The following is a 13,349-nucleotide window of genomic DNA, read 5'->3' as shown; positions in this document are numbered from 1 at the left end:
CGCGATCGTTCGCCTTCGTCTGGGGTTTTCACCCCGTGTGTCCGCGCCGCCGCTGCATACAGTCCGATTATGTCCTAACCTCCTATCCCGGTGCTGCACATGACGTCTGCCACGGGAAAGAGGTTTTACAAGCGCTCCCTAGGGTAGTCCCCCTCATGCACATGCCGAAAATCGTCATTCTTCGTTCGCCTAAAAACCCTTGCCATCGGCAGAAATACCTTAAATATGGCATTGTTTAGATCGTGCTTAGTTTTCTCGCCGATTACCCGCTGGTTGCGCTCGTCTTGGTTTTGGCGTGCGGGTACGCAGTCGGAAGAGTGAAGATCGCGGGAATCTCCCTTGGCGCGGCTGCCATCTTGTTCGTTGCCATTGGCGTTTCCGCCCTCAACCCGGAGATCACCTTCCCTCCTCTGCTGTATCAATTTGGTTTGGCCCTGTTCGTCTACTCCATCGGCCTCTCCGCGGGCCGCGAGTTCTTTGCGACCTTCCCTACCCGGGGTTGGAAGTCCAACGTGGTGGTCGCGGGGGTCTTGATTGTACTGACGGGGTTAGCGGGTTTCATCATTCGCTTCTTTCATTTCGACGCCACGACGGCCGCAGGAACGTTTGCCGGCAGTCTCACAACCACGCCCGGCATGGCGGCCATCGTGGAGGTGCTAAAAAATGGTCACCCAGAACTCGCCTCAACCCCCGTGGTCGGGTATTCCCTGGCCTACCCCGGCGGTGTACTCGGTGCCATTATGGTGGCTGCCATTGGCACAAAGCTGCTGCATGTGGACCATATTCAAGATGCTCGGGATGAGGGAATTATCCAGTCGCATCTGGAGTGGCGAGTTGTAGAGGTGACCGAACAAGCCCTCGCACAGCTGCTCACAGCGGAAACCACCGACGTCATTGCCAGCACTTTCCCCACGACACGCGAATTACCACACGCGACGTTGCAGCAGATTCCGGAGTTGACCAAAGCCAACATCGTGGTAACCCGTTTCATTACCTCCGCTCCGGGGGCAACCGAACAGTTGGCGCACCCCGAGGCGCCCGTCACGCCCGGTATGCGCATGGTCATCAACGGCACGCTTCCGGAATTGGAAAAGGCTACGGCGGCGCTTGGACAACGAGTGCGCATGGAGTTGGAGACGAATGACCTGACCTATGGCCGTGTCATCGTCTCCAACCCCGCCCTCGCGGGGCGCACCATCAAAGACATCAATCCTTTGCACCATGGATTCCTCATCGGGCGTATCCGCAGGGGTGACCGTGAATATGTAGCCACAGGCAGTACGATTTTGGAGCTTTCCGATAGCTTGCGTGTAATTGCGCCCAAACAGAATTTCCCGAAGTTACGCAAATTTTTAGGAGATTCAGAAACATCGCTGGCCAATGTGAACCTATTGCCGTACATGATCGGCCTTTCACTCGGTTTGTTAGCAGGAACCATTCCCATACCACTGCCCGGCGGCACGCACTTGTCGTTGGGTTTCGGTGGCGGTCCCATCATCGCCGGCTTGGTATTGGGCGCAATGGGGCATACGGGGAAGATTCAGTGGCAGATGCCGTTCCACGCTAACCGTGTGCTCACGGGTTTGGGATTGGCGCTCTTCCTCGCGGGAGTAGGCACCGTAGCTGGGCCCGGTTTCCGTCATGCAATCGGTGATCCATCGTCCTTGACCTACATCGTGTTTGGCTTTGGTATCACGTTGTTGTCGGCGGTGAGCTGCGGTTTTCTAGGCGTGCTGGTACTCAAAATGAAATGGGACGAAGCCATGGGCATGGCAGCTGCGGTATCCACCAACCCGGCGGTGCTGAGTTACCTAGACGAACAATCTCGGACCGACTTGGCCAACCGTGGCTACACCACCGTATACCCGCTGACAATGATCGGAAAGATCATCTTGTGTCAGGTGCTGATCTTGATAGTTCTGTAATAACCTTGGCGCGTTTGTTTAGGCGGCACTCGCGTCTGAACGCCGCTTCATCTCGGGGCGCGCCCCTCCCGACCCTTGCAATGCCCTTCCGGACGCGCAAGCCAAGGTGGTTTTAACGCAGGGGATTCGGCGGCTGACTTCCCTGCCCGCTCATCACGAACCGGCACTGGGTCGCCAAGCGCTCCCAGCTCCATTCCCGGTTGACGTGTTCCTTTCCGTTGGCGGCGAGTGCCGCGCGCAGCGGGGCGTCGAGTAATAAAGAAGACAAAGAAGTGGCGACGGCAAAGTGATCGCGCCCGTTAACCACCACCCCGGTGTGTCCATCCACAACGGTTTCTGGCGCCCCACCGCCATCGCCAGCCACGGTGGTCACCCCGCACGCCTGGGCTTCGAGAAAAACTATGCCGAGCCCCTCCACGCTGAGTCCTCCCAGCTGAGTGCGGACAGGAAGTGCAAACACATCGCCAGCACAGTAGTGGCCCGCGAGTTCAGAATAATCGACCGCTCCAGTAATAGTTACGGCTGTGCTGATCCCAAGTTGTTCAACCCTTCGGCGCAAGCGGTCTGCGTTGCCCGGCCCCACGATTAGCAGGTGGGCGTCCGGGACTGAGCGCAGAATCTGCGGCATGGCGTGGACCAGCGTGTCTTGCCCCTTGCGCGCCACGATGCGCGATACCGCAACGATGACCTTTTTGTGCGTGAGGCCATAACGCGCACGTAGTTCCGCACGCTGTTGCGGTTGGGGCGTGAAGGTATCCGCGTTAACTCCACCCGGCATGGGCTCCCAGGCTGCCGCGGGGCCGAATGCGGCGGCCATACGGTTGCGGGCATAGCGGGAGACATACGTTAGAACATCTACGTTCCGCCCAATGACCCCGAGAGCCTGGCGAGCTCCCGGGAACATCGACCAGCCCACCTCGTGACCATGTGTGGAGGCCACGACGCGCTTGGCGCCCGCTGCACGCGCGGCTGCGGCCATCAGCGCCAATGGGGCCGCGGCACCAAACCAGACGGTGTGAATATCGTGTTCCCGGATGAGTTGCTGCATTCGGCGGACAGTTGCCGGAGTTGGCAACATCACTTTCCGGGGCCAACGCACGACCGTGTATGGCACGTTGCTATCGAACTGGGCAGCCCTGTTCTGGTCTTGGGTAGATGCAAACACCACCAACCGTGCGGGGTCGAGCGTGGCTGCGTAGTCGCGCAGGTAGCTCTGAATACCACCGACGGTTGGTGGAAAGTCGTTGGTGACCAGCAAAATCCGCGGATGTTTTATTGCCATGATGGGATCAACGCTAGCGCACCACGGTACTGCTGTGGGCACCCAGCTGGCTTAGTAGCGGGAAGCACCCACAATCGGCATGGAATCCACCGGAACAACCTGGACTGGAATTCCGTAGTCCGAAGCGTGCACGATCTTGCCGTCGCCGATGTACATTCCCACGTGGGTAGCGCCTGGGTAGTAAGCCACGATGTCACCGGGCTGCAGCGCGTCGGGAGAAACCGACTGGCCGCCGGCCAACTGTGCCTGCGAGGTACGCGGAATGGTCTTGCCCTGCTGCTGGTAAGCCCAATACATCAGGCCCGAGCAGTCGAATTCAGTAGGACCGGCTGAACCCCAGCCGTAGGGGGAACCGATCTTAGCCAAAGCTGCAGCAACAACGCCCTTGGCGTTCTTGGTAACCGATGCGTCTCCCGTGCTGGGCAACTTGGTGCGGAGGAATTCGTTGACGTCCACGTCAATCGGGCCGTTGCGATCCACCCAGCGACGACGATCAGCGGGGCTCAACCCATCGACAGCATCCTTGACCTTGGCCTTGAGAGCATCTAGCTGCTGAGAACGGCCCTCCAGCTTGGTCTTCTTCTCCCCTAGCGTCCGCAGTTGGAACTCACCGGTGGCCTTCGCGCGGTTTGCCTCTGACTGAGCCCCAGCAACTTCGCGAGCATAGCGATCCAGCGAATCCAACTTGCTACGAGTATCGGCAGACAACGCGTTGATATACGTGGTTCGCTCTAGCGCAGCTTGTGGTCCAGTTGCGCCGGCCATCGCCGTGATCCGGTCCACACTGGCACCGCGGTACTTGGCCTGAGACACGCGGGTGACATCGCTCCGGCTAGCATCGTAGAGTTTGCGAATCTCCGCGGCCTTTCTGTCGGCGCTTGCGCTCTGCTTCTTTGCACGAGCTAGTTCCTGGCCAGCTTTGGCAAGATCCAACTTGGTCTGCTCAACATCGTCCGAGGTCTTGGAAGCCAAACGCGAAATCTTTCCCAGATGGCTCAGCAGCCCATCCACGTCTTGTGGAATCGGGGCATTGAGCAGCGCGCGAAGCTGCGCATCTTCAAGACGCTTGGCATCCGCCACATCGTTTTTCTCTGGACCAGCTGTTCCGCGCTGCACCGTCCGAGAGGGGTCAGCAGTGGCGATACCCTGATGAACGGTAATCATGCCGGCATTCACCGCAATGGCGAGGGTAGCCGCCGTGGCTGCCGAAACTACTCCGCCATTGCGGGTACCACGTTTGAGGAAAGTATTCACTGTCTTTGCATTCCTTGGGAGGTCTTCAGTGGGAAGTGTGGTGAGCTAAACCGGCACAACGCTACACGAGAGCCCAGAAAACCCGGGTTTCACAGGCGCTGCTGGGAATTTACTACGTTGCATAGTGGCACCTAGTCGCTTGTCACACTTCGGTTCCGCGACGGTAGTCCTTCGGAGTTTCACGATGGCCATCCCGCTACGGTTACAACATTGTTATCTTGCCATAGTTACCGTTTTGAGACAATGTCGAAACACGAGCCACTGATAAGCGAGGGGCGTCAAAAAATAAAAAGCCGCACCCCAAGCAATATGGGATGCGACGGGCAGGTTGCCTAGCGCGGTAGCTTAGAAGCGCACAGCGTTGTAGACGGGCATCATGTGCAGATCATTGATCTGAACTGGGGAGCCAGAGTTCAGGGCCTGAACGACCTTGCCGTTGCCAATGTAGATGGCAACGTGGGAAGCACCGGAGTAGTAAGACACAATGTCGCCAGGTTGGAGGTTCTTCAGGGAAACTGGTCGGCCGGTGTTCGCCTGAGCATCAGAGGTGCGAGGGATCTGCTTACCAACCTGCTTGTAAGCCCAGCTGGTCAGTCCGGAGCAGTCGAACGCGTTAGGGCCAGCAGCGCCCCAAGAGTAAGGAGAACCGATTTTGCTCTTAGCGATGGCCGCAATCTGGTGCCCAACATTGGTGGATTTCTTTGGAGCAGCCTTCTTGGCTACCTTAACCGCAGAAGGAACCTTGGCCTGAGACTTTGCAAGCGCCTGCTTCGCCTCAACTAGGCCAGCCTGCTTCATGTAAGGCTTGATGGTTGGCATAGCATTGTCGGGAACATTGAAAGTAACGCCGGAGGGCTTGTGGGTTACCGTTGCGGCAGAAGCTGCGGCCGGGGAAAGAACAGCGGCACCTACACCCACAGCAGCCACGACGGCGGAGCTGCGGACGGTGGTGTTCTTCTTCAGGTTGTGCTTGCCCATTGGGGTAAATGCCTTTCGATCCGTTGTCAGAAAGCCGTGTTGCTTTCATCCGATGGCGAAGGTCACCATCGCGGTATGTTCAGCGGTCCGTGTGACCGCTTCGTTTTAAGGTCTCAAAAAGATTACGAAATGATTGCGGTTCATGTCCAACGAACACGCAAATTTGTCAGCGATTCGTCGCACCGCGACGATTGTTACCAAAAAGTGACCGACAGAACATGAGGGATACTCAGTAAGTTACCGAACCGTTATAAACCGATTGACATGCACGTTTGATCGAGCCTATAGCGACAGGCCCTTGCCTCCAAAGTGACTCCTCTAAGCCTGCGCTTAGACTATGTGATTTACGTCACATTGCGGTCTGTGGGCGCCAAATGACCCTCGTGCGCAAGCATCTACACTTAGAAGAATGAACTCCCAGGCCTTTATCCCACGCATGGTCCAAGCACTTGATTCCTGTGTGATCGTCGATGTGGAGACCACTGGCTTGGAACCCAAGGACCACCGCATCATTGAAGTAGCTGCACTCGTTGTCGAAGGTGGTCAACCGACTAGCACGCGGCGCTGGTTGCTCAATCCTGAGGTCCACATATCCGAATTCATTACGGACTTGACCGGTATTACCAACGCCCACGTGGCCGACTGCCCTACCTTTAGCGACGTGGCAACAGAGATCATGGAAACGCTGGCGCCCCGTGGGGATGCGCACACAGAGGTAGCAGCAATGGCGCCAGTTGACGACGTAGGGGCACAATCGTTGACCGAGCGGACTGTAACCCCGACCGAAGAGCAGCCCGGTCCTAAAAGGAGCGAACAACCCCGCACCAGGGAAAGCGAAAAGAGCAATGCCCGAACGTCCGCATCCCGTCCCCCGATTCTCGTGGGCCACAACGTGGCTTTCGATTACAGCTTCTTACAACACGAGTTGCTCCGCCACCATCTAGCCGTAGATGCTGACACCGCTTTACCCGCGGCCTGGTGGTCCCCTTACACCCCTCCCCTCCTGTGTACCGCAGAAGTTTCCCGCGCCCTCATTCCGCGCCAAGCCGTGGGTCGGTACCGGCTAGACAACGTTGCCGCCTATTTCTCGACGCCTCATCGTCCCCGCCATCGCGCCGAGGTTGACGTCTGGGCAACCTTCGACGTCTTGCGAGGGCTTTCCGATATCGCAGCGGGGAAAACTGAGCACGCGCCAAAGATGCCGGCGCCAAGAGGTGAATAGGCACACCGGATCGCGGTGACGCGTGGCAGTGTGAAGCTGAAGAAAGTGAACACATAGCCACTGTTAAAACGTAAAGGCAGCACCTACACCTCGACATCAGCAACAGGACGCGAATCGCATCTACCCATCTGGGGAAGAGCGTACCTAGCCGGGGGTGAATGACAACCTAACCAGGGCGTATCAAACGTTTCCAGCGAAAAAGGGGCGGGGTGAAGAACGAATCTTCACCCCGCCCCATTTCTATGAAGCGCAGTGCACGCTGTGTTGCGTGCTGGCCAGGTCACCAAGTCCCCGCTGGGCGAGTCCGGTGAGGCAGCCGGGGGAAGAGCAGCTCTGGCGAGCTCGGTCCTCCCCAAGTTTAACTAGTGCTCGTCGCTCTCGATCGAACGGCGATTGGCATCCTGCAGACGCTCGAACATTTCCTTTTGCTCGACGTGATTGCGGTGCTCGACCTCGGCAGCCCGATCCGCGATGTCCTGAGAATCTGGACTGAACCACGAGCCGCGACCTGGCAGGCCAGCAGCGCCCAGCTCGTTCATCTGGTGAGGAACGTATGCGCCCTGGTATTCCAGTGGAATTGGGTGGCCGTGCTCGTCGACCGGGCCCAGCGGCTGGTGAACCTCAATGAACCCACCGGAAGGCAGCTGGCGAATAGTGCCGGTCTCGATACCGTGCTCCAGAACGTCACGGTCAGAGCGCTGCAGAGCAATGCACAGACGGTAGGTGACGAAGTAAGCGATCGGCGGTGCGAGAACCAAGCCGATACGACCCAGCCAAGTCATAGCGTTCAGGGAGATATCGAAGTGGTATGCAACCAAGTCGTTACCGCCCGAGATGGTCAAGATGACGTAGAAGACAATTGCCATTACGCCCAGACCGGTGCGGACTGGAACGTCACGAGGACGCTGCAGCAAGTTGTGGTGAGCGGTATCGCCGGTCAGCTTCTGTTCAATCCATGGGTAGGTGAACAGCAACGCAACCAAGATGCCCAGCAACAGAGCAACCCAGAAGACGGCTGGGATGGTGTAGTTACCGAGGTACAGCTCCCATGCTGGCATGACACGAGCCGCGCCGTCCGTCCAGAGCATGTAGATATCTGGCTGGGAACCAGCGGACACCTGAGATGGGTTGTATGGCCCCAGGTTCCAGATCGCATTGATCTGGAAGGCACCAGCCATAAAGGCAATAACACCAGCGGTGATGATTCCGAAGGAAGCAGCCTTAAGTCCGAAGACTGGAAGAATACGAACGCCGACGACGTTGTTTTCGGTGCGTCCTGGTCCAGGGAACTGGGTGTGCTTCTGGTACCACACCAAAGCCAGGTGGGCAGCGATCAGAGCCAGCAGAATACCCGGAATGATCAGTACGTGAGCGATATACAGACGAGGGATGATGATCTCGCCTGGGAAGTCGCCAGCGAACATGATCCAGTGCAACCACGTACCAACAATTGGCAGCGACACGATGATGGCGGACATAATTCGCAGACCAACACCGGACAGCAGGTCGTCTGGCAAAGAGTAACCCATGAAGCCCTCAGCTACGGAGAGCAGCAACAGGACACAGCCGATAACCCAGTTCGCTTCGCGTGGCTTGCGGAACGCACCGGTGAAGAAGATACGGAACATGTGCACCATGATCGCTACCGCGAACAGCAAAGCTGCCCAGTGGTGGACCTGGCGGATAAATAGACCGCCGCGGACCTCAAAGGAAAGGTTGAGGGCGGTCTGGTAAGCGGCGGACATCTCCACACCATTGAGAGGTGCGTAAGCGCCGTCGTAGATGACCTTCGACATGGAGGGGTCGAAGAAGAGGGTGAGATAAACACCCGAGAGGATGAGGATGACGAACGCGTACAGCGCGATCTCACCCAGCATGAATGACCAGTGGGTCGGGAAGACCTTGTTGATCTGTGGGCGGAGCATACCTGCGGGGTGGTAACGCTCGTCGATGTTCTTAGCCGCCATCCCTGCGCGGCTGGTTTTGGTCTTACTCATGAACGACGCTCCCAGAATGCCGGGCCAACGGGCTCGATGAAGTTACCCTTGGCGATCATGTAACCCTCTTCATCCACGGAGATCGGCAGCTCTGGCAGTGCGCGGGCAGCCGGGCCGAAGACTGGCTTGCCGTGACGCAGTGCGTCGAACTGAGACTGGTGGCATGGGCAGAGGATGCGGTTGGTCTGCTGCTCGTACAGGGAAGTAGGGCAGCCAATGTGCGTACAAATCTTGGAGTATGCGTAGTAGTCGCCGTAGTGGAAGTCCTCTTGACCCTCACGAGGGATGGCCTTCAGAGCATCGCGGTGGCGAAGACGAATCAGCATGACAGCATTGCGTGGGCCGTGGATGGAGTGCATGTGCTCTTCATAAACGTCACGCTTTGCATCGAACTTGTTGCCATCGTTGACCATTTCCTCGGTCATTGGGAACACGGTCTCCATGGAACCAGCATCCAGGTCCTCTGGGCGGATACGCACCAGACGGGAAACACCTTGCGTGGTGTAGTGCCCGTCGTGCTCCTCGGCGATAGCACCGGTGTCGCGACCGAGGTAGACTTTCTCGCCCTTCTCGGTCAGGGTCCAGCCGGTAGTCCATAGGGTACCGTCACCCTGAATACCCATGGCTTTAGCCTTCCATGGGTTTTTGACGATGCCGCCCATTGGCAGCACTACGGCAAGACCGGCCAGCACAGCACCGGCGCCGGCGAGGCCCTGGATAACAGGACGACGTCCCAGGGTGGAGGTCTTCCAGGAGTCGTTCAGCAGAGCAACCAGCGTACGGCTATCTACCTCGTCGGAAGGACCATCGTGGCGGGTCTGAACCGAGATCTCCTCGGGAACAAAGTTCTTGGTGTACGCAATAGCACCGGCACCAAGGCAGATGATCGACAGACCGGAGGTGATGCCCAACAGTGGGGTGTACAGCGTGTGGAACCACAGGCCGTCCTCACCGAGGTGCTTGTACTCCCATGGCCAGAACAGGTACACAGCGATGAACGCGAGGCCGAAAATAACGGACAGGGCGAACAAGGTACCTACTCGGCGGGAAGCGCGCTTCTCCGCAGGATCGTTAGTCAGTGGGAAGCGTTCCTTACGGTATGCGACCGTAACGTCATCGAGCTCGGTACCCAGACGAGCGAGCTCATCGTCGCTCATCCGGTCGAGTTCTTCCCGGGTGTAATTTCGCTTGATTTCACTCATTGGCGGGATCCAATCCACATCGCGAAGGCAATCATGACGATGATGCCTACAAACCACATCAGCATGCCTTCGGTAACCGGACCGATACCGCCGAGACCGAAGCCACCATGCTCAGGAGTTTCCTTAGCGGACTTGATGTAGGCGATGATGTCCTTCTTCTCGTCAGCAGTCAGCTGGCGATCAGAGAACTTCGGCATGTTTTGAGGACCAGTCAACATAGCCTGGTAAATCTCCTGCTCATTCGCAGGATCCAAAACTGGGGCGTACTTACCGCCAGACAGCGCACCACCTCGACCGGTGAAGTTGTGGCAGGATGCACAGTTCAGGCGGAACAGGTCAGAACCGCGGGCTACGTCCGCAGGATCGATTTGGCCACCGTCGTTGTTCTTACCGCGCAAGGAATCCATCGCGATGGATCCATCCTTATCGCGGACGATTTCTGGGCCACCGCCACTTGCGTGAACGTATGCGGCCAGAGCCAGAGCCTGGGACTCGGAGTAACGGGGTGGCTTACGAGAAGCCTGTGCCTCGTTACGCAGCATTGGCATGCGACCACTGTGAACCTGGAAGTACACAGCACCTTCACCAACACCGATGAGGGAAGGACCGCGGTCCTTTACTCCCTGCAAGTTCGTGCCGTGGCAGGTGATACATGCTGTCTCGTAGATCTGCTTACCTTCTTGCACCATGGCGACCTGGTCTTGGTCAGCCACTGCGGTCTGCGGATCTGGGGTCAAAGCGTTAGCGATGAAGCCCGCGCCGGTCAACGCCAAGACCAGCGCCAGCGCGCCCGCGAAGCTCTTACGGATCTTGCGACGCCGGCGCATCTGCGCTGCTGTCTTCGATCCGCGAGCACCGGTTGCGGCGCCTGCGTTAGTGGATTTGTTATCCATCTTGTTCCCTTAAGTGTTCGTCAATGGAAATTTGATGGCTGTAGGCCGGTCGGATACCGTAGCCGGCCGTTACGGCCTACTGAATGAAGTAAATGGTGATCCAAAGTCCGATCCACACCACATCCACGAAGTGCCAGTAGTAAGAAACCACTACGGCCGCCGTAGCCTGGGCGGGAGTGAACTTGGATTTGAACGTCCTCAACAGCACGACCACGAATGCAAGCACACCGGCCAAAACGTGTGCACCGTGGAAGCCGGTGGTGATAAAGAACACCGAACCGTAAACCGAGCCCGGAATCGTCGTCCCGTGTTGCACTAGGTGGAAGTACTCGTAGCCCTGACCGATCAGGAAGATCGTACCGAGAAGAGCCGAAAGTGCGTACCACCGGCGCAACGCGAACACGTCACCGCGCTCTGCTGCGAAGACACCCCACTGTGCCGTGAACGAAGACGACACCAGGATGATGGTGATCGTCGCCGCAAAAGGCACGTTCAGTTCAGTCGGGTGAGAAGGCCATTCGCCTCCGGAGTTGGCCTTGGACACGAAGTACATCGCGAACAGGCCAGCAAAAAACATCAATTCTTGAGACAGGAACACAATCGTGCCGACACTGACCATATTTGGCCGGTTCAGTGTCGCAACACGCTGTGGTGCTGCCATACCTGGGTTTTCAACTGCGCTCGTCACGCCTAATAGTATGGACTGTTTGAAACGGATAGTCGATTCACAACCCACCGATTCAAACTAGATTCTGGAAAAACGCAGGTAAAACATTGGACTAACCTGTGAGTCTCCCCCGTTTAGGGCTATTGGGAACTTTTGCCCCGCTTCATACGACGATCCCTAAAAGGGGAGGTCACGCGCCGAACTTGTCAAGCACTTTTGCCCAATTGTTCCGTTCCGGGGGTACTTGTAGCCACCGGTACCCCCGTCTGCACGCTACGGCTCCCTTCATTCCGACGCCCCCCACGCCCCCACCCGCGGCACCTTTCCTCTGGGGCTCACTCCAACACCCCGCCGGGGCTCACTCCATTCCGGAACCCTCACGCCCCCACCCGCGGCACCTTTCCTCTGGGGCTCACTCCAACACCCCGCCGGGGCTCTCTCCATTCCGACGCCCCACGACCCCCACTCGCTGCGTCTGCCTGCTGGAGCCTATCCCCCGCTGGGTAACAAGATAACTGGGGACTTGGGGCGTCGTAACAAAACCGGTGACCTAAGCTGAGAGATGCGCTACATTGCGTGCTGCCGCCTGCGACAGCCAACACACAAACCCATCGAGCAGAAAGAAAGGATGGTGGCTTCTGTGAGCGCATCTTCCCACTCAACAGACCCCATCACGAAAGCCCTCAATAAGGAACAACTCCCCGATTCCTATTTCACATGGCCAGGCGTGCTCGATCGGCTGGGACGGCGGGAGGAACTCAGTGAATCCCAAGTGTCCTGGGCAATGCGGGAGATCATGGATGGCAACGCAGGCCCTGCAGTCATTGCGGCCTTTAGTTTCGGCCTAAGGGTCAAGGGACTAAGCGCAGCTGAACTAGCCGCGGCCGCCGAAACGATGCGCAGTTTTGCGGCCAAAGTCGACTTTAGTGATCAGCCGGACCGCGTAGACATCGTGGGCACCGGCGGTGATGGTCACCACACTGTCAACATTTCGACGATGGCAGCCATCGTCATTGCCGCTAGCGGTGTTCCAGTAGTCAAGCACGGCAACCGCGCAGCTAGTTCCAAGTGTGGCGGTGCGGACATGCTGGAGGCACTGGGGATGGATATCGAGCGCGATCCCCAAGGTATCCGTGAAGACGCAGCGAAGACAAACTTCGCGTTTATGTACTCCAAGACCTACCACCCGGCGATGCGGTTCGCCGCGCCCGTGCGTAGCGAGCTAGCGGTGCCAACTATGTTCAACCTCTTAGGCCCTATGACCAACCCCGCCAGCCCTAGGTACGGCCTTATCGGGTGCGCATTCCGTGACATGATGCCCATCATGGGCGGCGCTTTTGCTCACCAAGGGGCCCGAGTACTCGTGGTACGCGGTATGGACGGCATGGACGAAATATCCGTGTGCGCACCCACCGAAGTAGTGACCGTAGACGAAACAGGCCAGACGAGCGAGGCCACCATCAACCCTGCCGCCCTGGGCTTGAGCTACCACGAAGAAGGAGCTTTAACCGGAGGTGACGCAGCCTACAACGCGCAGGTAGCCGTCGACCTCATGAACGGCAAATTGGAAGGCGCGATCAAGGATGCTGTCTTGATCAACGCCGCTGGTGCACTAACCGCGGTACGCGGGTGGACAGATCGAATCACCCCGGATAACGGTTACACCGTCAACGACGCTGTTCGCGAAGTCATGCGCGAGCAGATCGAGGTTGCACGGCGTGCGCTGGGATCCGGCGCGGCACGTGACACCTTGCAAGCGGTACTTGGTCGCTCGATAGATTAACAGCTCGAGTCTTTACCGGGCCTCGACCTTTGGCACTCGCAAGCTGAACGGCTAACGCCCCGTCAATTGACGGGGCGTTTTCGAATGCACGGGGTACCACGCGGAAACAACGCGGAGAACACAAAACGGAGCCACACTCCCCGCGT

General features: G+C 58.0%; 10 protein-coding genes. 3 read left to right on the top strand and 7 right to left on the bottom strand.

Features of this window, described 5'->3' with window-relative positions; genetic code table 11:
- Positions 1-242 precede the first annotated feature (242 nt).
- The gene (locus tag CAURIC_RS03870) at positions 243-1,925 is read left to right on the top strand and encodes an aspartate:alanine exchanger family transporter (protein WP_035113415.1); all 1,683 of its coding nucleotides are present in this window, start codon (positions 243-245) and stop codon (positions 1,923-1,925) included.
- 112 nt (positions 1,926-2,037) lie between these two features.
- Here CAURIC_RS03870 and CAURIC_RS03865 read toward each other — a convergent pair whose 3' ends face one another.
- The 3 genes from CAURIC_RS03865 to CAURIC_RS03855 form a co-directional block, all read right to left on the bottom strand.
- Positions 2,038-3,207: a glycosyltransferase family 4 protein gene (locus tag CAURIC_RS03865; RefSeq protein ID WP_290183363.1), complete on the bottom strand. Its 1,170-nt coding sequence runs from the start codon at positions 3,205-3,207 to the stop codon at positions 2,038-2,040.
- A 51-nt stretch (positions 3,208-3,258) separates the two neighbouring features.
- The gene (locus CAURIC_RS03860) at positions 3,259-4,461 is read right to left on the bottom strand and encodes a C40 family peptidase (RefSeq protein ID WP_035113416.1); all 1,203 of its coding nucleotides are present in this window, start codon (positions 4,459-4,461) and stop codon (positions 3,259-3,261) included.
- A 345-nt stretch (positions 4,462-4,806) separates the two neighbouring features.
- Positions 4,807-5,439: a C40 family peptidase gene (locus CAURIC_RS03855; protein WP_290183362.1), complete on the bottom strand. Its 633-nt coding sequence runs from the start codon at positions 5,437-5,439 to the stop codon at positions 4,807-4,809.
- A gap of 409 nt (positions 5,440-5,848) precedes the next feature.
- Here CAURIC_RS03855 and CAURIC_RS03850 point away from each other — a divergent pair, with 409 nt between their 5' ends.
- Entirely contained in the window at positions 5,849-6,661 is an 813-nt protein-coding gene (locus CAURIC_RS03850; RefSeq protein WP_084588100.1) for a 3'-5' exonuclease, read from the top strand.
- A 362-nt stretch (positions 6,662-7,023) separates the two neighbouring features.
- On the opposite strand, the gene qcrB is transcribed toward CAURIC_RS03850, so the two are convergent.
- The 4 genes from qcrB to ctaE form a co-directional block, all read right to left on the bottom strand.
- Complete coding sequence (gene qcrB, locus CAURIC_RS03845) at positions 7,024-8,658, bottom strand: cytochrome bc1 complex cytochrome b subunit (protein WP_035113417.1); 1,635 nt, start codon at positions 8,656-8,658, stop codon at positions 7,024-7,026.
- Positions 8,655-9,860 (bottom strand): cytochrome bc1 complex Rieske iron-sulfur subunit, encoded by a 1,206-nt coding sequence (gene qcrA / locus CAURIC_RS03840; protein ID WP_035113418.1) that lies wholly within the window; start codon positions 9,858-9,860, stop codon positions 8,655-8,657. The genes qcrB and qcrA overlap by 4 nt, the downstream gene beginning before the upstream one ends.
- Complete coding sequence (qcrC, locus tag CAURIC_RS03835; RefSeq protein ID WP_035113419.1) at positions 9,857-10,753, bottom strand: cytochrome bc1 complex diheme cytochrome c subunit; 897 nt, start codon at positions 10,751-10,753, stop codon at positions 9,857-9,859. The genes qcrA and qcrC overlap by 4 nt, the downstream gene beginning before the upstream one ends.
- Positions 10,754-10,829: 76 nt before the next feature.
- Positions 10,830-11,441 carry an aa3-type cytochrome oxidase subunit III gene (gene ctaE, locus CAURIC_RS03830; RefSeq protein WP_035113509.1) on the bottom strand — a complete coding sequence of 204 codons (612 nt, stop codon included), beginning with the start codon at positions 11,439-11,441 and terminating at the stop codon, positions 10,830-10,832.
- A 607-nt stretch (positions 11,442-12,048) separates the two neighbouring features.
- On the opposite strand from ctaE, the gene trpD reads away from it, so the two are divergent.
- Positions 12,049-13,203 carry an anthranilate phosphoribosyltransferase gene (trpD, locus tag CAURIC_RS03825; protein WP_084588062.1) on the top strand — a complete coding sequence of 385 codons (1,155 nt, stop codon included), beginning with the start codon at positions 12,049-12,051 and terminating at the stop codon, positions 13,201-13,203.
- Positions 13,204-13,349 lie beyond the last annotated feature (146 nt).

The sequence above is a fragment of the Corynebacterium auriscanis genome (assembly GCF_030408435.1).
Lineage (GTDB): Bacteria > Actinomycetota > Actinomycetes > Mycobacteriales > Mycobacteriaceae > Corynebacterium > Corynebacterium auriscanis.
This window is presented reverse-complemented; position numbering and strand designations above follow the sequence as displayed.

Bases quoted from the DNA above. Each gene is read 5' to 3' on its own strand.
- CAURIC_RS03865 (WP_290183363.1), bottom strand. From the start codon at position 3,207: ATGGCAATAAAACATCCGCGGATTTTGCTGGTCACCAACGACTTTCCA.
- CAURIC_RS03855 (WP_290183362.1), bottom strand. From the start codon at position 5,439: ATGGGCAAGCACAACCTGAAGAAGAACACCACCGTCCGCAGCTCCGCC.
- CAURIC_RS03850 (WP_084588100.1), top strand. From the start codon at position 5,849: ATGAACTCCCAGGCCTTTATCCCACGCATGGTCCAAGCACTTGATTCC.
- qcrB (WP_035113417.1), bottom strand. From the start codon at position 8,658: ATGAGTAAGACCAAAACCAGCCGCGCAGGGATGGCGGCTAAGAACATC.
- qcrA (WP_035113418.1), bottom strand. From the start codon at position 9,860: ATGAGTGAAATCAAGCGAAATTACACCCGGGAAGAACTCGACCGGATG.
- qcrC (WP_035113419.1), bottom strand. From the start codon at position 10,753: ATGGATAACAAATCCACTAACGCAGGCGCCGCAACCGGTGCTCGCGGA.
- trpD (WP_084588062.1), top strand. From the start codon at position 12,049: ATGGTGGCTTCTGTGAGCGCATCTTCCCACTCAACAGACCCCATCACG.